At 67.4% G+C, this 22,029-nt stretch carries 17 protein-coding genes; 5 read left to right on the forward strand and 12 right to left on the reverse strand.

Annotated features, from left to right (window positions below):
* Nucleotides 1–101: 101 nt before the first annotated feature.
* The 4 genes from A5740_RS29285 (at nt 102) to A5740_RS05400 (ending at nt 2,726) form a co-directional block, all read left to right on the forward strand.
* Nucleotides 102–1,391, forward strand: coding sequence for an EspA/EspE family type VII secretion system effector (locus A5740_RS29285; protein WP_076192071.1), 1,290 nt, complete (start codon nt 102–104; stop codon nt 1,389–1,391).
* A 25-nt stretch (nt 1,392–1,416) separates the two neighbouring features.
* The gene (locus tag A5740_RS05390; protein ID WP_076192072.1) at nt 1,417–1,731 is read left to right on the forward strand and encodes an ESX-1 secretion-associated protein; all 315 of its coding nucleotides are present in this window, start codon (nt 1,417–1,419) and stop codon (nt 1,729–1,731) included.
* A 4-nt stretch (nt 1,732–1,735) separates the two neighbouring features.
* A complete protein-coding gene (locus tag A5740_RS05395) occupies nt 1,736–2,284 on the forward strand; it encodes a hypothetical protein (RefSeq protein ID WP_076192074.1) in 549 nt (182 codons plus the stop codon).
* 67 nt (nt 2,285–2,351) lie between these two features.
* Nucleotides 2,352–2,726 carry a hypothetical protein gene (locus A5740_RS05400; protein ID WP_076192075.1) on the forward strand — a complete coding sequence of 125 codons (375 nt, stop codon included), beginning with the start codon at nt 2,352–2,354 and terminating at the stop codon, nt 2,724–2,726.
* 18 nt (nt 2,727–2,744) lie between these two features.
* Here the strand turns inward: A5740_RS05400 and era are convergent, their stop codons facing one another.
* From era to hrcA, 8 genes are all read right to left on the reverse strand, one after another.
* Nucleotides 2,745–3,644, reverse strand: coding sequence for a GTPase Era (gene era / locus A5740_RS05405; RefSeq protein ID WP_076192077.1), 900 nt, complete (start codon nt 3,642–3,644; stop codon nt 2,745–2,747).
* Nucleotides 3,645–3,714: 70 nt separating this feature from the next.
* The gene (locus A5740_RS05410; protein ID WP_076192079.1) at nt 3,715–4,032 is read right to left on the reverse strand and encodes a cytidine deaminase; all 318 of its coding nucleotides are present in this window, start codon (nt 4,030–4,032) and stop codon (nt 3,715–3,717) included.
* Nucleotides 4,033–4,035: 3 nt separating this feature from the next.
* Entirely contained in the window at nt 4,036–5,319 is a 1,284-nt protein-coding gene (locus tag A5740_RS05415; RefSeq protein WP_076192080.1) for a hemolysin family protein, read from the reverse strand.
* Entirely contained in the window at nt 5,316–5,852 is a 537-nt protein-coding gene (ybeY, locus tag A5740_RS05420; protein WP_067773811.1) for an rRNA maturation RNase YbeY, read from the reverse strand. The genes A5740_RS05415 and ybeY overlap by 4 nt, the downstream gene beginning before the upstream one ends.
* Complete coding sequence (locus tag A5740_RS05425) at nt 5,849–6,898, reverse strand: PhoH family protein (protein ID WP_076192082.1); 1,050 nt, start codon at nt 6,896–6,898, stop codon at nt 5,849–5,851. The genes ybeY and A5740_RS05425 overlap by 4 nt, the downstream gene beginning before the upstream one ends.
* A 208-nt stretch (nt 6,899–7,106) precedes the next feature.
* On the reverse strand, nt 7,107–7,856 hold the full coding sequence (locus A5740_RS05430) for a 16S rRNA (uracil(1498)-N(3))-methyltransferase (RefSeq protein ID WP_076192084.1): 750 nt from the start codon (nt 7,854–7,856) through the stop codon (nt 7,107–7,109).
* Between the two features lie 4 nt (nt 7,857–7,860).
* Nucleotides 7,861–9,003 carry a molecular chaperone DnaJ gene (gene dnaJ / locus A5740_RS05435; protein ID WP_076192085.1) on the reverse strand — a complete coding sequence of 381 codons (1,143 nt, stop codon included), beginning with the start codon at nt 9,001–9,003 and terminating at the stop codon, nt 7,861–7,863.
* A gap of 24 nt (nt 9,004–9,027) precedes the next feature.
* On the reverse strand, nt 9,028–10,071 hold the full coding sequence (gene hrcA / locus A5740_RS05440; protein WP_076192087.1) for a heat-inducible transcriptional repressor HrcA: 1,044 nt from the start codon (nt 10,069–10,071) through the stop codon (nt 9,028–9,030).
* A 228-nt stretch (nt 10,072–10,299) separates the two neighbouring features.
* Here hrcA and A5740_RS05445 point away from each other — a divergent pair, with 228 nt between their 5' ends.
* Nucleotides 10,300–10,614: a type II toxin-antitoxin system VapB family antitoxin gene (locus A5740_RS05445; RefSeq protein WP_076192088.1), complete on the forward strand. Its 315-nt coding sequence runs from the start codon at nt 10,300–10,302 to the stop codon at nt 10,612–10,614.
* 21 nt (nt 10,615–10,635) lie between these two features.
* Here A5740_RS05445 and A5740_RS05450 read toward each other — a convergent pair whose 3' ends face one another.
* The 4 genes from A5740_RS05450 to A5740_RS05465 are packed head-to-tail and all read right to left on the reverse strand — an operon-like array spanning nt 10,636 to nt 22,028.
* Entirely contained in the window at nt 10,636–10,848 is a 213-nt protein-coding gene (locus tag A5740_RS05450; RefSeq protein ID WP_076192090.1) for an MbtH family protein, read from the reverse strand.
* Complete coding sequence (gene mbtG, locus A5740_RS05455; RefSeq protein ID WP_076192092.1) at nt 10,826–12,127, reverse strand: NADPH-dependent L-lysine N(6)-monooxygenase MbtG; 1,302 nt, start codon at nt 12,125–12,127, stop codon at nt 10,826–10,828. The genes A5740_RS05450 and mbtG overlap by 23 nt, the downstream gene beginning before the upstream one ends.
* The gene (locus A5740_RS05460; protein WP_076192093.1) at nt 12,124–16,557 is read right to left on the reverse strand and encodes a non-ribosomal peptide synthetase; all 4,434 of its coding nucleotides are present in this window, start codon (nt 16,555–16,557) and stop codon (nt 12,124–12,126) included. The genes mbtG and A5740_RS05460 overlap by 4 nt, the downstream gene beginning before the upstream one ends.
* Nucleotides 16,554–22,028: a non-ribosomal peptide synthetase gene (locus A5740_RS05465; RefSeq protein WP_139334957.1), complete on the reverse strand. Its 5,475-nt coding sequence runs from the start codon at nt 22,026–22,028 to the stop codon at nt 16,554–16,556. Before A5740_RS05465 ends, A5740_RS05460 begins: the two co-directional genes overlap by 4 nt.
* Nucleotide 22,029 lies beyond the last annotated feature (1 nt).

Here is a 22,029-nt window from a genome sequence, read left to right on the forward strand (position 1 = left end):
CGAATCCACGTCGTGGGGGCCGCGATGAATTCGTTGAATCTGCCGGGAGGGCCAAGAGGCGTGCGCACTGATCAATCCATGTGCAATGGGCAGGGATCCGAGTGAGCGGTGCAGAGGACGACGGAGGCGCCAACGGGCCGAAAGGCCCCAGCAAGCTCGGTATAGCGACAACCGCCTTCAGCACCTACAGCGATTTCAAGAAGCTCATGGAAGGCGACCCGATCGGCGCGGTCGGCCTGTTGGGCGATGCCGGTAAGTGGGCACAACTACTCATTCCCGAAGCCATTGCCACACCGGTGATCCAGTACGGCCTGTATGTCCTGACCGGAATCAGCAAAAGCATGGGGATGGGAAGCCCCGACGGTGGTGGGGCCTTCAGCGACGGCGCGAAACAGTTCCAAACTCACGGGAAGGCCCTCGAAGGCGCCTACCCCACCGAGACGTGGTCCGGCTCTGCCTCCAACGCCTACACGGCGCAGAACTCACACCAGATCCAGCGTGCGTCGACGATGTTGGAGGCGGACAACGACATCGTTCGAATCCTGTCCACACAGGCCGGACAGGTCAACCATGCCCGGACCGAAGTCGACTGGGCCTCAAAAGGTTTGGCCGCAATGATTCCGGTGGCAATGGCGCTGGAAGCCACTGTATTGGGCGCCCCCGAGTCGATGGCGCTCCAGTTCTCGGCGGTGGCCGTGGCGAGCGCCGTCGCGGGGGCGGCGGCGGCCAATCTGGTGAACTATTCGCAAGACAACGCCGCGCAGATTCGAGAAGCCACGGAAAAGTACCGGCAAGCCGGCGCGGTGGGCCCGTCAGGCTCAGGGGCACCGGTCTCACGGTCCGGTTCGGGCGACCAGAACGGGTCTGACAGCCAGGGTGACCGGTCTGGACAGGACACCCCGGGCACCCCGAGCGCGCCTACGAGTACCCCGAGTTCGGGCAATCAGTCCGGCGGTGGCGGTTCGGGTGCCGGCGGCGGCTCGGGTTCGGGCGCCGGGGGCGGGTCTGGCGCCGGCAGCGGCGGATCGGGCTCCAGTGGCGGCCGGGGATCGGCGACATCGATACCCAGCACGACCGGCATGCCGACTGGCGCCGCGAGCTCGGGCGGCGGCATGGGTGGTTTGCCGTCGCTTCCGCAAATGGGTGGCGGTTCCGGTGGCGGCGGCACCGGCATGCTCGGCGGCTTCATGGGGGCGGCCGGACAGATCGTCGAAACCGTGACTCAGGCAGTGCAGCAAGCGGAGCAACAAGACTCGGACGCGCAGAACGACGGCGAATCCGGTGTCGCGACCGGTGACCACTCTCAGGCCGGGCGCGCCCCGGTCAATGCTTCGTTCGGCGCTGACACCACGAACCACGCTGCGCCGCAGCGCCTCACCACCGACCGGTAACCGCGGAAGGAGCAGGGAGTCAAACATGTCCGATGAATTGAACGTTCTCACCTCGGATCTCCGAGATATGTCGACCACGCACGACGCTGCCGCGGCAGGATTCTCCGCGGCGGGCGATACGACGTCGTTTGTGGAATGGAAGGTGCTGGCTACGCACGGACCGATCTGCTGGTCGTCCCAGCAAGCGCTGTGCGAGGCGAACGAAGCCAGAAAATCCGCCGCCGAAGCGATGATGAAGACGTCCAACGACCTGTCCCAGAAGCTGACCACGGCAGCCACACAGTACGACCAGACGGACGCGCACGAATCCGGCCATCTCGACCGGACCATGCACTGCTAGCCACATGACCGATCACAGCTGGGACGATGATGATCCCGAAGACGAGCGGTTCGCCGGCGAACTCGACGCGCTGGGCTTCGACGACGTGCAACACCGCAATGACGACCACGATGATTGGTCCGGGCTCGACGCATTCACGGTCGATGAAACCGCCGCCGGGCCAACGGCAGACCAGCTGGGGCCGACCACGCCCGGTCCTGATGCCGCGAACGGTCCAGAAGGGCCGGTGACCTTCGGAGCGACCAACCCGGCCGGAACGATCACCGCGCAAGCCACTATCTCGGGTGCGATCAATCGAATCGAGTTGTCTTCAACGACAGCGACGATGACCGAATCGGACCTCGCACGCGACATCATGGCCACCGCCCAGCTGGCGAACATCCAGGCCCGAGCAATCCAGCGCGCGATGGTCCAAAGCCTGCTCATGAATCAGGGCATGGACCCCGACCTCGCCGCGCAATTTATCGATGACATCTCCGACCTGCCGACACCGGCGCAGTCCGAGGCTGCCCAGGCCGAGGTATCGGTCGCATATCTGCGGGATGGACGGTGACCGGTCCCCAGGGTGCCGGCCAGGTAGGATTTTGCAGGCTATCGAACAGGGCAAGGGGAGTCCCGCAATGAGCTATCCGGATCCGTATCAGCCCCAACAGCAACCTCCGCCGGGCCAGTATCCACCGCCGCCACCCGGCCCCCACGGCTATGGATATCCGCCCAACGGTGGCTACCCGCCCACCGCACCTCACGGTGCCCAACCACAACCGCCGTATTACCCCCCGCCGCCCGTCCCGCCGCAACCGGATGCCAAGAAGCACAGCGGCAACTCGTGGGGCTGGCGGGTGATGGAGGGGTTGTTGGATCTCTTCAGCGGTTCATCGTCTTACGGCCTTGGCAAAACGTCACGGGAACGCGTCAAGACAGCGCTGATCATTTTTGGCACAACGTTTTTGGCGATCGCCCTCATGATCACGGTGGTCATGATGACGAGCAAATAGCGGCGACTCGCCCGCCGGCTAGAACCCCAGCCGACCCAACTGTTTGGGATCGCGCTGCCAGTTCTTGGCGATCTTGACCCGAAGGTCCAGATAAACTTTTGTGCCGAGCAGCTTTTCGATCTGGGTGCGGGCCGCGGTACCGACCTCACGCAGCCGGGCCCCGCCCTTGCCGATCACGATGCCTTTTTGACTGTCCCGCTCGACGTAGAGGATGGCATGCACGTCGATGAGGTCATCACGGCCTTCGCGTTCTTCAACTTCTTCGATGACCACGGCCAGCGAGTGCGGCAGTTCGTCGCGCACCCCTTCCAGGGCAGCCTCGCGGATGAGCTCGGCCATCAGCACTTCTTCGGGCTCGTCGGTCAGCTCACCGTCGGGGTAATAGGCCGGCCCCGGCGGCAGTTTCGATACCAGGACCTCGGTGAGCACGTCGAGCTGTTCGCCCGCGGTGGCCGAGACCGGAACGATCTCGGTGTCGGGACCCACCAGCTCACTGACTGCGAGAAGCTGTTCGGCCACGCGGTCTTTGGGCACCTTGTCGATCTTGGTGACGACGGCGATCAGCGTGGTCTTCGGCGCCACGGCTCGGATCTGCTGATAGATCCAGCGGTCGCCGGGACCGATGCGCTCATCGGCCGGGATACACAGCCCGATCACGTCCACCTCGGAATAGGTGTCCTTGACCAAGTCGTTGAGCCGTTGCCCGAGCAGGGTGCGCGGACGGTGCAGACCGGGGGTGTCGACGAGGATGATCTGAAAATCTTCGCGGTGCACGATGCCGCGGATCGTGTGCCGGGTGGTCTGCGGCCGGTTCGAGGTGATCGCGACCTTCTGGCCCACCAGGGCGTTGGTCAGCGTCGACTTGCCGGTGTTGGGCCGGCCGACGAAACACACGAAGCCGGAACGGAATTCACTCATTCGAGCTCCTCGAGGGTGCATTCAGATCGCGAAATCAACCGAAACGACGATCTCAGTGCACGCTCGACGGTCATGAGACGTTCCCCGCCCGATCGGTGACGATCACCGCGGCGTCGGCCGACAGTTCCTGCACGGCGGCCACGCCCGCATCGTCGGCGGCCCCACCCACCAGCACGGCAGCCTCAAGCCCGGTGGCACCACTGGACACCGCCGCGGCGACCGCTGCCTGCAGGGCTGTCAACTGCAGCGCCGTCAAGGACACCGGCGCGCCGGCGTAGGTGCGCCCGTCCTGGTCGCGGACCGCCGCGCCGCTGGACGCCTCGGCGCGGCCCATCGCACCACGGGCCAGCACCACGAGTTTGGTGTCCTCGGCATCGAGTTCGGTCATGTGTTATTCGTTCTCCTCAACCTCAGCCGGGCGGACCAGCACCGTGCCGATCCGGACCCGCCCGCGATGGTCGGAACCGCCCTCGGCGCGCAACCGCAGACCGTTCCACGTCACTTCGGCGCCGGGCAACGGCACCCGGCCCAGTTCGAATGCGACCAGACCGCCGACCGTGTCGACGTCGAGATCCTCGTCCGGCGCCAGATCGTAGAGCTCACATACGTCTTCGATCGGCAGTCGTGCCGAGACCCGGTATTCCCGCTCGCCGAGGTCTTCGATCGGAACCACCTCGCCGGCGTCGTACTCGTCGACGATCTCCCCGACGATCTCCTCCAGCACGTCCTCGATGGTGACCAGACCGGCGATGGCACCGTACTCGTCGACGAGCAGTGCCATGTGGTTGCGGTCGCGCTGCATCTCGCTGAGCAATTCGTCCAGCGGCTTGGAATCGGGGACGAACACCGCTGAACGCATCACCTGCGCCACGTTGGTGTCGCGGCCACCGTTGGTCGAATAGTAGGTCTGCTGAACAAGGTCTTTGAGGTAGACCACGCCGACGATGTCGTCGACGTTCTCACCGATCACCGGGATGCGGGAATGGCCGCTGCGCACCGCCAATGACGTCGCTTGGCCTGCCGTCTTGTCGCTTTCGATCCACACCATCTCGGTGCGCGGCACCATCACCTCGCGGGCGGCGGTGTCGCCCAGCTCGAAAACAGACTGGATCATGCGGCGTTCCTCGTCGGCCACCACGCCGCGCTGCTGAGCCAGGTCGACGACTTCACGCAGCTCGATCTCGGAGGAGAACGGCCCGTTGCGGAAGCCGCGCCCCGGGGTCAACGCGTTGCCCATCAGCACCAGCAGGCGGCTGATCGGGGTGAGCAGCACCGAGATTGCCTGCAGCGGCAGCGCCGACATCAACGCGATGGAATAGGCATTCTGCCGGCCGACCGTGCGTGGGCCGACGCCGATGACCACAAAGCTCGTCACCACCATGATCGCGGCCGAGGCCACCAGTCCCCAGCCGACACCGAGGAGCCCGTCCAGGAAGGACACGAGCAGCACGGTGGCGCTGATCTCGCAGGTGATCCGCAGCAGCACAACGAGATTGGTGTATCTGGGTCGCTCGGCGACAACTCGACCGAGCCGTGCGGCGCCGGGACGCTCCTCGCGGACCAGTTCCTCGATCCGCGCTATCGAGACGGTGGACAGCGCGGCGTCGATGGCCGCGAACAACCCGCCGAAACCGACCAGCACCACGGCGCCGAGCAGCGGAAGGATGCCCGTCACGGTTCGTCGAAATATCGCGACTTGTCCAGCAACCGCTGGTCTTTCTCACTCTGCCGGTCGGCGTGATACGCCTCGACCTGCTCGGCCACCCACTCCTCCAGCAACTGACGTTGCAACGCGAACATCTCTTTTTCCTCGTCCGGCTCGGCATGGTCGTAGCCGAGGAGGTGCAACACCCCGTGCACGGTCAGCAGGGCCAGCTCCTGACCGAGGGAGTGCCCGGCCTTGGCCGCTTGCTGTTCGGCGAACTCGGGACACAACACGATGTCGCCCAACATCGCCGGACCCGGCTCGGGCGCGTCGGGGCGACCACCGGGCTCCAACTCGTCCATCGGGAAGCTCATCACATCGGTGGGACCGGGCAGGTCCATCCACCGCATGTGCAGATCGGCCATCGCCGCGCTGTCCAGCAGCACCATCGACAGCTCGGCCGCCGGGTGCACGTCCATCTTGGCGATGACGAAGCGGGCGACGCTGATCAGCTCGTCCTCGGAGACGTCGATGCCCGACTCGTTGGATACCTCGATGCTCATGATCGGCGGGGCCGCCCGTTCGACGAACGGCGTTGGGCACGGTTGAGCAAAGCCGGCTCCTCATGTCGGGCGTATGCGTCGACGATCTCCGACACCAACCGGTGCCGAACGACGTCGGCGCTGGTGAGTTCGGCGAAATGGATGTCCTCGATACCGTCGAGAATGCTCATCGCGGCCCGTAGACCCGATCGCGCTCCCCCGGGCAAATCGACCTGCGTAACGTCGCCGGTGACAACGATTTTCGAGCCGAAGCCCAGCCGGGTCAAGAACATCTTCATCTGCTCGGCGGTGGTGTTCTGCGCCTCGTCGAGGATGATGAATGCGTCATTGAGACTTCTCCCACGCATAAATGCCAGCGGCGCCACCTCGATCACCCCGGCGGCCAACAGGTTCGGGATTGCCGCCGGATCCATCATGTCGTGTAGCGCGTCATAGAGCGGGCGCAGATACGGGTCGATCTTCTCGGTCAACGTCCCCGGCAGAAAGCCCAGGCGCTCACCGGCTTCCACCGCAGGACGGGTCAGGATGATCCGGTTGACCTGCTTGGCCTGCAAGGCGCTGACCGCCTTGGCCATCGCCAGGTACGTTTTTCCGGTACCTGCCGGTCCGATGCCGAAGACGATCGTGTGCGCGTCGATGGCGTCGACGTAGCGCTTCTGGTTCAGCGTCTTGGGGCGGATGGTCTTGCCGCGACGGCTCAGGATGTCGAGGGTGAGCACCTCGGCCGGCGACGCGTCTTCGGTGCCGGTGAGGATGGCGACGCTGTGGCGCACCGCCTCGGGTGTCACCGCCTGCCCGCTGGAGGCGACGGCGATCAGCTCGGCGATCACCCGCTCGGCCAAAGCCACGTCGGCCGGCTCGCCGGTGAAGGTGATCTCGTTGCCGCGCGCGTGGATGTCGGCGGTCAGAAGTCTTTCGAGTGCCCGCAGATTCTCATCGGCCGAGCCGAGCAGGCCCACGATGATGTCGGGCGGAACAGTGATGCTGCTGCGGACCGATTCCGATGCGGTGGTCGACGAGTCAGCGGTCGTGTCGCGGGGCGTCACGTGGAGTTTGTGCCTGCTTTCCGTGTTCTCATAACGGCTGGCTGCCGTTGTACTGTGGTCAGTTTACCGCTGGTCGACAACACGCCCCAATGATTGAGCGCCGGCCGGCGAGATTCGCCGAAGATCCAGGTCACAGCCGCGTAGCCCACCTCGACTTCCACCGCACGGTGAATCCGCGCGCCCGGTCACGACCCTGATGCGGAAACCGCTATATCTGCCAGCGCGCCGTCAGCGCACCGATCGCCCCGAGCGCCACGGCCGCTGCCGTCGACGTCCGAAGCACCGTCGGACCCAACCGCACGGCTTTGGCACCGGCCTCGGTCAGCGAAGCGATCTCGTCGTCGGCAATGCCACCCTCGGGGCCGACGATGAGGATCACCGAATCAGCTTGGGCCAGAGGTAATTCGGCAAACGGCTCGGTGGCCGACTCGTGCAGTGCCAGCACCTGCGCCCCCCGAGCCACCGCGTCGGCCACCCGCTGCGTCAACGCCGCCGTCGACACCACACCCTCGACCACCGGGACGTGGGCACGGCGGGACTGCCGAGCCGCCGAACGCGCCACCGCCTCCCACCGTCGCACGCCTTTGTCCACCTTCGGACCCTCCCAACGGGCCACGCACCGCGACGCCTGCCAGGCGAGAAACGCGTCCGCACCGGCCTCGGTGGCCAGCTCGACGGCCAGCTCCGACCGATCCGATTTGGGCAGCGCCTGCACCACCGTGACAGCCGGACACGACGGCGCGATCTCGAGCCGCTCGGTCACCCGCGCCGACAACCGGCCCTTGGCGGTCTCCTCGACCACGCAGTGCGCCAATGCGCCGGCGCCGTCGCTGAGGTCGACGTGTTCACCGACCCGGAGGCGACGCACGTTGGACGCATGGAATCCCTCGTCGCCGTCGACAACGGCGATCTGCCCCGCGCCCGGCAGCGCGTCGACGTAGAAAAGCGCCGCACTCACCGGGTCAGCGGCCGGAGAACGTCTCGCGCAGCCGGCTGAACAGACCCCCGGAACTCGCCGCGGCCTGCGTCGAACGCACCTCGGCGGTATCGCGGGTGCGGTTCTCCTTCAGCTTGCGCAGCAGCTCGGTGTCGGTGCTGTCCAGCCGTGACGGCACCACGACGTCGATGTGGGCGTGCAGGTCACCGCGGACCCCCGAGCGCAGATGCGGCATACCGTGCCCACGCAGTGTGGTCACCGCACCGGGCTGGGTCCCCGCCTCGACAGTGAGTTCGGTGGGGCCGTCGAGGATCGCGTCGACGGTGACGGTCGTGCCCAGCGCCGCGTCGACCATCGGCACCGAGATCGTGCAGTGCAGGTCGTCGCCGTCGCGGACGAACGTGTCGTGCTGCTTCTCGTGGACTTCCACGTACAGGTCTCCGGCCGGACCGCCGCCGGGACCGACCTCACCCTGGGCGGCCAGCCGCACCCGCATGCCGTCGCCGACACCGGCCGGGATCTTCACGCTGATCTCGCGGCGGGCGCGCACCCGCCCGTCGCCGCCGCAGCGGTTGCACGGATCGGGGATGACCTCGCCGATCCCGCCGCATACCGGGCACGGACGGGTGGTCATCACCTGCCCCAACAGCGAGCGCTGCACGGTCTGGATCTCGCCGCGGCCGTCGCAGGTGTCACAGGCCACCGGCGTGGAGTTGCCGTTGGTGCCCTTGCCGTGACACAGATCGCACAGCACCGCGGTGTCCACGGTCACCTGCTTGGTGACGCCGGTGGCGCACTCGGCCAGGTCCAGTCGCATCCGCAGCAACGAGTCAGCACCCGGGCGGACCCGACCGATCGGCCCGCGCGAGGAGGTCCCACCACCGAAGAACGCCTCGAAGACGTCGCCGAGACCGCCGAAGCCGCTGAACCCGCCGGGAGCGCCGCCGACGGATTCCATCGGGTCGCCGCCCATGTCCACGATGCGGCGCTTCTCGGGATCCGAGAGCACCTCGTAGGCGACCTGGATCTCGGTGAAGCGGCTCTGCGCCGCTTCGTCGGGGTTGACATCGGGGTGCAACTCACGTGCCAACCGCCGATAGGCACGTTTGATCTCCGAATCACTCGCGCCCTTGCTCACTCCGAGCAAGCCGTAATAATCGCGTGCCACGCCAGACCTTTCACATGCCGCAGCTCAGCGGCTGCCTAGAACTTCACCAATGTAGAGGGCAACTGCGGCGACGTTGGCGATCGTTCCCGGATAGTCCATCCGAGTGGGGCCTACCACACCCATACCGCCGTATACCTTGCCGGAGCTGCCGTAGGCGGTGCTCACCACCGACGTACCCAACATCTGCTCGGCCTCGGTTTCGTGGCCGATTCGGACCGTAACCTTACCGGCCTCCTGCTGGACGGCCAGCAACCGCAGCACCACCACCTGCTCCTCGAGCGCTTCGAGCACGGGTCGCAGCGACCCGCCGAAGTCGGAGGTGTTGCGGGTCAGGTTGGCCGTACCGCCCAACAGCAATCGTTCCTCGGTGTGCTCCACCAGCGTTTCCACCAGCACCGTGGCGGCGCGGCCGACCGCATCGCCGAGTGCCGGCGACAGACCACCGCCCCCGGTGAAATGGGTCGCCAGCTCGGACACCTCGATCGAAGCGGTGGCCAGCGGTTTGCCGTCGAGCGCCTGTCCGAGCAGCTCGCGCAGTTTGGCCAGGTCCTGATCGTCGATCGCATCACCGAGTTCGACGATGCGTTGATCCACCCGCCCGCTGTCGGTGATCACCACCAGCAGCAACCGGGCCGGGGTGAGTGCCACCACCTCCAGATGCCGCACCGTCGAGGTGGACAACGTGGGGTACTGCACGATGGCGACCTGGCGGGTCAACTGCGCCAACAGTCGCACCGCACGACGCAACACATCGTCGAGGTCGACGCCGGTCTCCAGGAAGTTGAGAATCGCGCGGCGCTCCGACGACGACAACGGCTTGACGTTGTCGATCCGGTCGACGAACTCGCGATACCCCTTCTCGGTGGGCACGCGCCCCGAGCTGGTGTGCGGCTGGGTGATGTAGCCCTCGGCCTCCAGCACCGCCATGTCATTGCGCACCGTGGCGCTTGATACGCCGAGGTTGTGCCGCTCCACCAGGGTCTTGGAGCCGATCGGCTCCTTGGTGGACACGAAGTCGGCGACGATGGCACGCAGCACCTCGAAGCGACGATCATCGGCACTGCCCACGTGCTCACCCGCCCTTCTCGACCACGAAGCATTATTTGGCCTGGTCCAGTTTACTTATTCATCAGCATCGTCTACCGGGGTGTATTTGGTGGGTCGACCACCGGCGCCCGGCGGGCGCTGCGGCTGGGTTCCTGACGGCTACTGCCCGCGACGTGCGACACCGGGACTAGCCTAGGCAACCATGCCGACGGCAATCCCGACCCAAGGTCGCCCAGCGGCGGTCCGGCGATGATCTTCAAAGGCGTCCAAGAAGGCAAGCCGTACCCCGAACACGGGCTTTCGCATCGGGATTGGTCCCGCATCCCACCGCGGCAGTTGCGCCTCGACGAACTGGTCACCACGACCACGGTGCTTGCCCTGGACCGGCTGCTGTCGGAGGACTCCACGTTCTACGGCGATCTGTTCCCACACGCGGTGAAGTGGCGCGGAGACATCTACCTGGAGGACGGCCTGCACCGCGCCGTGCGTGCGGCCCTGCGCAACCGGACCATCCTGCACGCCCGGGTGTTCGACATGGATGCGCTGGCGCCCAGCCCGGCCTGACGGCCGGGTCGGGCCAGAGTGTCAGTTGCTCATCGCCTCACGCAGGCTGCGCGGGCGCAGATCCGCCCAATGCTCCTCGACGTAGCTGAGGCACGCCGCGCGGCTGGCCTCCCGGAACACCACCTGCCATCCCGCGGGCACATCGGCGAATGCCGGCCACAGGCTGTGCTGGTCCTCGTCGTTGACCAGTACGTAGAACGTGCCGTCCTCGTCATCGAACGGATTGGAACTCATCAAGACTCCTCATCGAGGGACGGGCCAGGTTCGCCCCCAGCACGCGGTCGGACAACAGGCCGAGGCAACTCAGATTCGGGAAGCCTGGACCCTGGGTCAACCCGGCCAGCCCGGGCAGGAACAACTTGGGATACACGTCGGTCAGGGCGAGGTCGTGGCCGATGTGCTCCTGCAGCGTGTCACCGGTCAGCGGTCCGCCGAGGCCCAACTCGAGCAGGTCGAGGGCATCCTGGCTGAACAGCGGGGCAAACCACAAGGCGTCCGCACCGGACCCGTCGATCACCAGGTCGAAGCCGTGCACGGTCTCGACCGCTTCGCCGCCGGTGTTGGTGGACAACGTCAACCGGATCCGCTCGTCACGGGCCACCGCGTGGGCAACGCGGCCGCGTAGGTGCCGGATCCGGTCATCGGCCAGCAACGCGTCCTGCACCCGCGCCGAAAAAACCCCACGGTCGGTGCGGGCCAAGGCATCCCGGCGTTCGGCCAGGGTCAGGCCGGTCCATCCGGTCGGGTCCGAGAACAGCGTGTTCTCGAAGAACCCTTCGCCGCGGGTGAACAGGGTGACCGTCGGCGAGATCACGGTGATCGTCGAAACCCGGTGGCGGAACAGCTCGTTGAGCATCGAGGCGGCGGTCTCACCGCCACCGATCACCGCCACCCGCTCGGCCGTGATCAGCTCGTGCTTGCCGGCCTGATGCCAGAACTGCGCGATCGACATGACCCGGGGATTGCCGGGCAACACCGAACGCTCGGCCTGACCGGGTCCGGTGATCATCAAGCCGTCGGCGTCGACGGTGTCCTCAGCGGTGTGCAGCACCCAGCGCTGCGCATCACCGTCGACCGAAATACGCTCCACTTCACCGGAAACGACGTGCATCCCGATGTCTTCGGCAACCCAGCGCAGGTACTGACTCCAACGCCGGTGGGTCGGCGCGGGCCGGCCGCGGTCCACCCATTCGGCGAACCCGCCGGTGGCGATCAGGTACGCCTGCCAGCTGTGCCGGGTCATCCGCTCATCGAGTTCGGCGTTGCGTCGCGGCACCAGGGACGACCGGTACGGGAAACCGACGTCTTTCTCCGGACCCGTACCGAGCCGGTGGTTACCGTCAGTCCAGCCACCGACGGCCTGCCAGTTGGCCGCCACCCCGGCACGTTCGACGACGACGACCTCCGGCGCAGGCGCACCCATCGCCCGCAGCTCGGCAGCCTTGGCGGCCACTGCGATCGCTTTGGGACCGGCGCCGATGACGGCCAGGGTCCGGGCCGCTGGGGCACTCATGAACTCACCTCTTTCAACACCTCTCGCAACGCGTCCAGCCACATCGCCTGCATGGTGGCGACCTCGTCGGCGGACAGAATGTCGGGCAGGGTCCGCCACTGTGTACCGAGCACCGCTGACCCGTCGCGATCGATCACCGCAGCCATGATTGTGAGTTCATGGCGCACAGCAACATTCGGCTCGGGCACCGGCGTCACCCCACTCTGCAGGGAGCGGTCCTGAAGCAGGGCATGGTCGGCCGCATCGAGCTCGATACGGCCCAGATAGTTGAGCAGCACCTGTGGATCCCGGTGCGCGCCGAGCTGCTCGGCGGTATCCGCACGCAGATACCGCAGCAGTCCGTAATCGATGGGATCCCCAGGGATGGCGGCCACCTGGTCGGCCACACCGCGGGCGTCGACGGCGGACAGGCGCAACGGGTAGATCATGCTGAGCAATCCCGCGGTGTCACCGGTGTCCACCTCATCGTGCTCGGAGACCACCGCATCCACCCGGCCGTGCGTCTCCAGCGCCAGCAGCGGCGCCGGGGCCGGCCCACCGCGGTGCCGACGCCACTCGGTCAGGGCGCGGGCGGTTGTCGCGGCCAACACCTCGGTCACCGGCACGTCACCGGTCAACAGTCGGCCGGTCAGGTCCGGATCGGCCACGGCCATCTTGATCGTCACATCGGCCATCCGGTCGACGGTCGGATCGATCCGGCGGGCACCGATGTCCGGATCGTCCCCGTCGAACTGGCGCTCCCAGAAGTCACACGTATCGAGTTCGGCGGCGCGTGCCGTCAGGAGTCGCGACCACTGCCGCAGCGAGGTGTGTTCGCGCACCGGGACCGGGGTCCGTCCGGCTGCCAGGGCATGCCAGGCATTCTCCAGCTCGCCGACCACGATCCGCCACGACGCCGGATCGAATGCCAGGACGTGCGCGGTCAGGATCAGCAGACCACCGTCAATCTCCGGATGCCGCAACCAGACCGCGTCGAACATCGACCCGGTCTCCGGGTTCATGCGTTCCACGGCGAGCTCGGCCTGCTCGGCCACCGCGGCATTGAGATCACCCGACCCCGTCGCCTCCGTGAGCACCTCGCCTGGGCAGTGCGCGACGAGAGTCAAAGTGTCGCGGTCCAACCGCGAGCGCAGGACCTCATGTCCGTCGATCACGTTCTGCAACAACGTTTCCAGGTGTGACCGGGTGACGTCGGCCGGTAGCCGGAACACCTCTGTCTGTGCGATCCGTCGTGGGTCTCCGTACTGGTAGAGCCAGCGACCATTGGGCAGCAACGGAATCGGGCCGGTTTCGGGAGCGGCCTCGTCGGCTCGATCGACGGTGGCCGCGTCGGCATCCATCGCGGCCGCGAGTTCGCGCACGGTCGCGCAATCCAGCATCAGCCGAGCCCGCAACGCCAGGCCCCGCCGGCGCACCGCCTGGACCACCGACAGCGCCACGATGCTGTCCAGCCCGAGGTCGAGAAAATCCGCGGTGACGTCCAACTCGGCGCCCTGGGCGATACCCAACATCTCGCCCAGCACCTCGGCGAGCACCCGTTCGGTCTCGGTGGCCGGGAGCGCGGAGCCCTCTGCCGAGCCGCCGACGCTGACTGCCGCCAGGGCGCCATCGTCGACCTTGCCGTTGGTGGTCAGTGGGATCTCGTCCACCACGACGATGTGATGCGGCACCAGATGCCTTGGCAGAGTGTCGCTCAGCATCCGGCGCAACTCCGCCACCGGCGTGTCCGACACCACGTACGCCACGAGTCGCGGACCGCTGCGATGCTGTCGTACCGCGACGTGGGCGTGGCGCACACCGGGATGGGCACGCAGCGTGGCGGCCACTTCGCCGGGTTCCACCCGAAAACCACGGATCTTGACCTGATCGTCGCTTCGGCCCAGAAATTCGATGGCAGCCGACTGTGGATTGCGGCGGACGACGTCGCCGGTGCGGTACATGCGCGCACCCGGCGTGAACGGGTCGGCGACGAACCGCGCGGCGGTCTCCCCCGCCCGGCCGAGGTAACCGCGGGTCAACTGACCTCCGGCCAAATACAGTTCGCCGTACACCCCGTCGGGAACCGGGCGCAGCCAACCGTCGAGCACGTAGGCCGCGGTGGAATCGGTGGGCCGGCCGATACACGGCTGGCGATGATCGGCGATCGTCGCCACCACCGCTTCCACCGTGGTCTCGGTCGGGCCATAGCAATTGTGTGCCGACATCCAGGTCCGCTCACACTCGTCCTGGATTCCCTGCCAGGTCGCGGGGTCGATGGCCTCGCCGCCCAGGGCCAGCACGGCCAACGGCACCCGGGTGAGCAGCCCGGCGGCCCGCAGTGAGGCGAACATCGACGGCGTGGTGTCGATCATGTCGATTGCGAAACGTCCGATGGTGTCCACCAGGGCCTCGGCATCGCGTTGCACCGCATCACCGATGATGTGCACGGTGTGCCCTTCGAGCAGGGCCGCCAACGGTTGCCACGCCGCGTCGAACGTGAACGACCAGGCGTGCGCCACCCGCAACGGCCGGCCGAGCCGTTTGGCCGCAGGCTGTAGTACCTGACGGGCGTGATCGGCGGCGTAGGCCAGCAGCGCCTGGTGAGTGCCGATGACGCCCTTGGGCTTTCCGGTGGTTCCGGAGGTGAACACGACATAGGCGCCCTGGCCGGCGTGCGCCGGGGCGGGCCGGTAGTCGACGTCGGAGGCAAGGTCGGGGTCGGCGCGGGAGTAGGCGACGGCCAGCAACGTGTCATCGATGAGCACCGGCGACGGCCGGTCGGCGCTGATCTGACGGACGATCTCGGTCACCCGTTCCTCGGGCATGGCCGGGTCCAGCGGAACGATGAGCCCGCCCGCCTTGAGCACCGCGAGCATCGCCACCACGTAGTCGGGCCCACGACACAACCGGATCGGCACCGGGGTCTCGTCCGCCACACCGCGGCGGCTCAGCTCTGCGGCCAAGCGATCCGAGGCATCGTCGAGTTCGCGGTAACTGAGTTCTCCGCTGTCCCAACTCAATGCCACCGAACCGAGCCGGGTTGCGGCGACCCGACTGAACGCAGTGTGAAAACCGCCGTCAGACTTGGCCGGTGTGGAGGGGCCGGCTGGTTGTGGCTCGTCGTCGAGCAACAACGCGACCTCGCGCAGCGGGCGGTCCCAGTTGTCCAACAGTCGCTGCACGACCGTCAGCACCCGCAGGCCTAGGACGTGCGGGTCGAGCAATCCCAGCGCACCCTCGAGGATTTCGACCAACACCGTGAGCCGGCCATGGGTGGGATGCGCGGCGATGGTGACCGGAAAGTGCGACAAACTTTCCAGGGCCGAGGGCCGCAGCACCGCCTCACCGAGCTCGAACTCGTCACTGCCGACCAGTCCGCCGGGTGGGAAGTTCTCGTACACCAGCAGGGTGTCATAGAGCTCGCCGATGCCACCGAGCGACCGCAGCTCCGTGTGGCTGAGGTAGCTGTGGTCGCGCAGGTCGGCAGCCTCGCGTTGGAGGGCCAGGCACTGGCTCGCGACAGAGGCAACCGGGTCGAGCCGGACCCGCAGCGGCACGGTGTTGATGAACAGGCCGACCATCGACTCCACCCCGGCCAGCTCGTCGGGACGTCCCGACACCGTGACGCCGTAGACCACGTCGGTGCGGTCGGTGAAGACCGAAAGAATTGCTGCCCAGGCCATCTGGAAAAGGGTGTTCACCGTGACGCCCCGGCTGCGGGCCGCCTCGAAGAGCTCGGCGGACTGCTGCTCGCCGAGGAACACCTCGGTGCGAGTGGGCAGGCCCGGCTGTGTTTCCCGGCCGGACAGCACCGGGGACAGCAAGGTGGGTGCGGACAAGCCGGACAGATGTGCCTGCCAGCGGGCCTGGCTGACCTGTTGATCCCGGCCGGCCAGCCAGCCGATGTAATCGCGATAGGGGCGCACCGCGGCAGGCAGTGCCGCGACGTCACCTTTGGCCCCGTAGAGCGCGAGCAGTTCCCCGACGAAGACCGGTAGCGACCATCCGTCGATTGCGATGTGATGGGCCACGATCACCAGACGCCAGCGCAGGCCCGGCTTTTCGATCAGCAGGAACCGGATCAGCGGTCCGCGGCCCAGGTCGAAACGCCGAGCCCGTTCCTCGGCTTCCAGCCGCAACGCCTCCTCGTCATCGGCGTGTCGGTGTTGCCACGGCAGGTCGATGGCCGAGGGCACCACCGCCACCGGACGGCTCAGGTTGCCCTGGAAGAAGCTGGCCCGCAGGTTCGGGTGGCGCACCAGCATCGCCTCGGCGCAGGACCGCAACAACTCGACGTCGACTGCGCCCTCGACGTCGGCGGCCATCGCGATGACATACGGGTCGGCACCGTCATCGCCTTCGGTCAGACCGGCCAATGAGTACAGCCCCTGTTGCAGCGGGCTCAGCGCCAGGACATCCTCGACACCAGGCGGCGCTCCGGTAGTGGTCATGTCGAGATCCCCTGATCCTGGCCCCATCCCGCGGTCAGCGCGGCCAGCTCGTCCGGCGACAGGCCGGAGGCGGACATCGGGGCGTGGTGCACGTCATCGCCCGAGCCGTCCCCATCGGCCGGCCTGGCATCGATCGCGGTGGCGAGTTCGGCCAGCACGGGGTGCTCGAACACCATCCGCGCCGTCATGCCCACACCGGCGTCACGGGCCCGCGCCGCGAGTTGGACTGCCAGGATGCTGTCGCCGCCGAGGGTGAAGAAATCGTCATACCGGCCCACCTCGGTGACGCCGAGCAGATCCACCAACATGGTTGCCAGCGTCTGCTCCGTCGGGGTGGCCGGCGGCTCGGACGGTGCCGAGGCGGTGGCCCGCGGACGGGTCAGCGAAGCCGGCTGGAGGTCGGTGACCACCGTGAGCACGGCGCCGGCGAATTCTTCGGGCAAGCCGGCACGCGCAGCGTCCAGAACACTTTCGGCGTCCGCCACCGTCGGTTCGAGCACGAGGTAGCCGGCCAGCATCGCAGCGCCTCGGGCCTCCCAGTACCGGGTCGCGGCGGCCGCCACCCCGTCAAGGGCTTCCAGCGCGGCCTGCAGGCGCGGCTCCCCCGCAGTGACCGGCTCGAGGCGCCCATCGGCCGTCCAGCGGGCCCGGTCCCCGGTGCGGTAGAGCACCCCGTCGCCAAAGGGGTTGGGCACGAATCGTTCTGCGGCTGCTCTGCGGGCGGCGTGGGCGGCCTCGTCGACGGCACCGCCGGCGAAACAGACGTCCCCAGTCACACCGATCGCGACCGGGCGGCACCACTCGTCGAGCACGTATACCCGGTCGGCGTCGCGGGTCTGCGGCAGACCGGCCGGCGGCACCGCCTTGCGGCTCCAATCCTGTGCCAGCAGTTCACTTTCGGCCGCGTCGATGATCGCGATGTCACGCAGCGACTGATCGGCGTCGGTGGCGAACCCCTCGACGATGCGCTGCAACCAGCCGACGAATCGCTGCGCGGTGGCAGGTTCGTACAGCTCTGTGCGGTAGATGATGGTCCCCTTGTACCCGGAGTCGGATCCGGTCTCCGCGAAGAAGTTCAGCGAGAGGTCGGCATGCGCCACCTCGAAGCTGGGAACCAGTGCGGTGAAGCGGGTTTCACCGGCCGCGCCGGAGTCGATGAGCTGGTCGGCGGGCACGTCCTCACGCACGTGCACCACCACGCCGAACAGCGGGTTGCGGGCCAGTGACCGCACCGGGCTGACCGCATCGACCACCCGGTCGAACGGCAGGTCCTGATGTTGGTAGGCCGACAGCGCCATGTCCCTGGACCGGCGCAGCACCTCACGCAACGTCGGGTTACCGGACAGATCATTGCGCAGCACCACGATGTTGATGAAGAACCCGATCAACGCGTCGAGTTCGGGCGCGGTGCGCCCGGCGACCGGGGTGCCCAGTGCAATGTCGGTGCCCTGCCCGGCCTTGTGCAGGGCCAGCGCAACAGCGGCCTGCAGCAACATGAACTCGGTGACCCCGAGTTCGCGAGTCAGCTCGACGAGCTTGGCCCGGGTCGCGCCGTCGATGGTGAAGTCGAACGCCGCGCCCTCTCCGGTCGGGACCGGCGGCCTCGGAAAATCGGGCTGCAGCCCGTTCTCGGCGTCGCTGTCGCCGGACAGCCCGGCCAGTTGCCCGCTCCAGTACGCCCGTTGGCTCTCGATGGTTTCGTCGGCACTCGCGAACAGCTCGGTCTGCCACGAGGCGAAGTCGGCATACTGCACCGGCAGCGGCGCCCACTCCGGGGCGTTCCCCGCCTTGCGGGCGTGGTAAGCGGTCAGCAGATCGGTGAACAGCACCGTGCCCGACCAATGGTCGGCAGCAATGTGGTGAACGATCAGCGAGAGCACATGCGAGTCACGGGTGGACAGCATCGCGGCCCGCACCGGCCACTCGTTCTCCAGGTCGAAGCAGTAGCGTCGCTCGGCCTCGAGTTCGCGCTCGACCCACTCCTCGCCGTCGCCGTCGGCACGACGCACGGTCACGGGGGCAGCCGGGTGGATGATCTGATAAGGCACACCGTCGATTTCGCGGTAGGTGGTGCGCAGGATCTCGTGACGGGCAACCACATCGCCGACGGCGGCCGCCAGTGCGTCGACGTCGCAGGGTCCCGTCAAACGTGCCGCGAAGGGCACGTTGTTGACCGGGTTGGGGCCGTCGATGCGGAACTGGAACCACTGCCGGTGCTGAGCCGCCGACATCTGTGCCGGGCCGTCGTGGGCGGTCGCGACGATCGCAGGCCACCCTCCGCCGGCTCCCGAGGCGCGCAGCTCGTCGACCCGGGCGGCCAGGCCCGCCACCGTGGCGTGCTCGAAGACATCGGCCACGCCCAGTTCGACACCACAGCGGGACCGCACGGCGGCAACCAGTTTGGTGGCCAGCAGCGAATGGCCGCCGAGGTCGAAGAACGAATCGTCGGCGCCGACCCCGTCACGCTCGAGCAGTTCGCCGAACAGCGCCACGATCTCGTGCTCGGTGTCGGTCTCGGGGGCGCGGAACGCCGTGGCCGACTGGATCTGCGGCTCCGGCAGCGCCCGGCGATCGATCTTGCCGTGCGCGGTGATCGGGATCTCGGGCAGTTCGACGAAGGCCGCCGGGATCATGTACTCGGGCAGTGCGGCGGTCACCCGGGCCCGGATGCGCTCGATCTCGACCCGCTCGGCGTCGGCGGCCGGCGTGATGTAGGCGACCAGGCTCTTGCCCAGGGACGGCAGATCGCTGACGACCACGACGGCCTGACCGACCGACGGATCGACCGAGATGGCGGCCGAAACCTCACCGAGCTCGATGCGGAAGCCGCGGATCTTCACCTGTTCGTCGGCCCGGCCGACGAATTCGATGTCCCCGTCGGCGTTGCGTCGGGCCAGGTCACCGGAGCGGTACATCCGCCCTCCCGGGTTGAACGGGTCGGCGACGAACCGTTCGGCGGTCAGGCTCCGGCGGTCGTGATACCCGTGTGCGACATGAGTTCCGCCGATGTAGATTTCGCCGATCACGCCGACCGGTACGGGCTGCAACGCGTCGTCGAGCAGATGGATCGTGGTGTTGATCTTCGGCGTGCCGATCGGCACGATCCGCGCGCCCTGCTTGCTCTCCACCTTGTAGCGCGTGCAGTTGAGCACGGTTTCGGTGGGTCCGTAGAAGTTGTGCAGCAGCGAGTCGAACGTGGCCCGGAACTTGTCGGCGATCTCGCCGGGTAGCGCCTCGCCACCGATCGGTACGCGCTGCAGGGTGCGCCATTCGTTGACGCCGGGCAGCGACAGGAACAAGCCGAGCAGCGACGGAACGAAGTGCATCGAGGTGATGCCCTCGTTGCGCAGCAGATCGGTGAGGTAGCCGATGTCGGCCAGACCGCCGGGCTTCGGGATCACCAGGCGCGCGCCGGCGGACAGCATGCCGAAGATTTCACCGATCGACACGTCGAAGCTCTGCGAGGCCACCTGCAGCAGCCGTTCGTGCTCGGTGACCTGGTAATCCCCGCCGAACCAGACGAAGTACTCGGCGATCGGCCGGTGCGGTACCGGCACTCCCTTGGGCAGGCCGGTCGAGCCGGACGTGTAGATCAGGTAGGCGGTGCTGTCCGGGTACAGCGGACGGACCCGCTCGGCGTCGGTGGGGTCTGTGCCCGGATAGTTCTCCAGCCCGGTAACCGGCTCGCGCAGAACAATTTTCGGGTCCGAGTCGGCGAGGATGTAGGTGAGCCGATCTTCGGGATAGGTCGGGTCGACCGGCAAGTACACCGCGCCGGCCTTGACGATGCCCAGTGCGGTGATGACCAGCTCCGGAGATTTCTCCAGGAGCACCGCCACCCGCTCCTCGGTGCCGATGCCCTGCTCGATCAGCCAGTGCGCCATCCGGTTCGCCGACTCGTTGATCTCGCGGTAGGTGTAATGGCGACCCTCGTAGACCACTGCGGTGGACTCCGGTGTGCGCGCGGCCTGCTCGGAAAACAACGCGGTCAGCGTCGTCGCCGGGGTGTCGAACTGCTCGCCGGTGGACACCGCGCGCAGCCATTCGGCGTCGTCGGCGGTGAACAACTGCAGCCGCGACAGCGGCCGCTCGGGCTCGGCGAGGGCACTCTCCAGCAGCACCGCGAAGTGACGCAGCATCTGTGCGGCCAGGTCGGCATCGAGCACCTCGGTGAGGTGCTCGGCCTCGACCACGGCGCCCTCACCGTCGAGTTCGACCATGAACCCCAGCGGCAGCTGGGTGTGGTTGCCACGCAGATCCGCCCGCTCACTCACCACACCGTCAGGAGCGAATCCGCCGCCGTCGGATTCGCGGAATCCGAAGCTCACCCGGGTCATCCGCTCGGCACCGTGACGCCGGTCCGGGTTGAGCTCGGCCACCACCCGGTCGAGGTTGACGCGCTGATGGGCGAAGGCACCGATCGCGGTGTCGCGGGTGGCGGACACCAGATCACGGAAACCGGCGGACCCCTTGGGCCGCAGCCGCATCGCCACCGTGTTGCCGTAATAGCCGATGGTCTCGTCGCTGTCGCGGTTGAGCACCGGGGTGGCGATCAGGAAATCGCCGGTGTGGGTGTAGCGGTGGACCAGGGCACCGAAAGCGGCCAGCAGCACCATGTACGGCGTGGCCCCGGTCTCGCGAGCCAGCGCCGACACCCGCTCGACGGTCTCGGCAGACAACCGCACGGTGCTGCGCTGGGACCGGAAACCGGTGGGCACCACCGACCCGGCGGGACCGGGCAACTCCAGCGGCTCGGGCGAATTCGCCAGGACCTCGCGCCAGTACGCCAGATCCTCGTCGGTACTGGCCACGGCGGAGGCCGGCACGCGCGGCGTCTCGGGCAGCTGCGTGCCGGAGTAGGCCCGGGTGAGGTCGGTGAAGAACACCCGCCAGGACCCGTCGTCCCAGGCGATGTGGTGGGCGACGAGCAGCATCACGTGCTCTGCCGGCCCGGTCTTGATCAGCGTGATGCGCAGCGGGGAATCGCTGCCCAGATCGAAGGCCGTGCCGAATTCCCGCTGCGCCAGCACCTCGAGGCGCAGCTTGCGAGCCCGCTCGGATTTGTCGGAGAGATCGTGGACCGCCCAACTCGGGGTGAGGTCGTCGTGCACCGTCGCCGTCGGCTCGCCGTTGTCGTCGGCGTGGTAGGTGGTGCGCAGTATCGGGTGCCGGGCCGCGACCGCGTTCAGCGCGCCGTGCAGGCGTTCAGCGTCGATCACCCCGGTGAGCCGATAGGACAGGCAGATGTTGAGCAGCACCCCGCTCGGGTCGAGCCCCTGCACGAACCACATCCGCCGCTGCCCGTCGGAGAGCACGGTGGGATCGACCGGTGCACCGCCATTTTCGGCTTCGGAGCCAGATCCCGACGCCGAGGCCAGACCCCGTTCGGCAAGCCGCCGCCGCATCAGCTCCAGACGCGCGTCGGAGGTGTGGGGGGCCACCCGGTCGGCGTTGGTGTCGGCACTAACCATG

Origin of the sequence: Mycobacterium sp. GA-1841, from assembly GCF_001954135.1 — a bacterium.
GTDB lineage: Bacteria > Actinomycetota > Actinomycetes > Mycobacteriales > Mycobacteriaceae > Mycobacterium.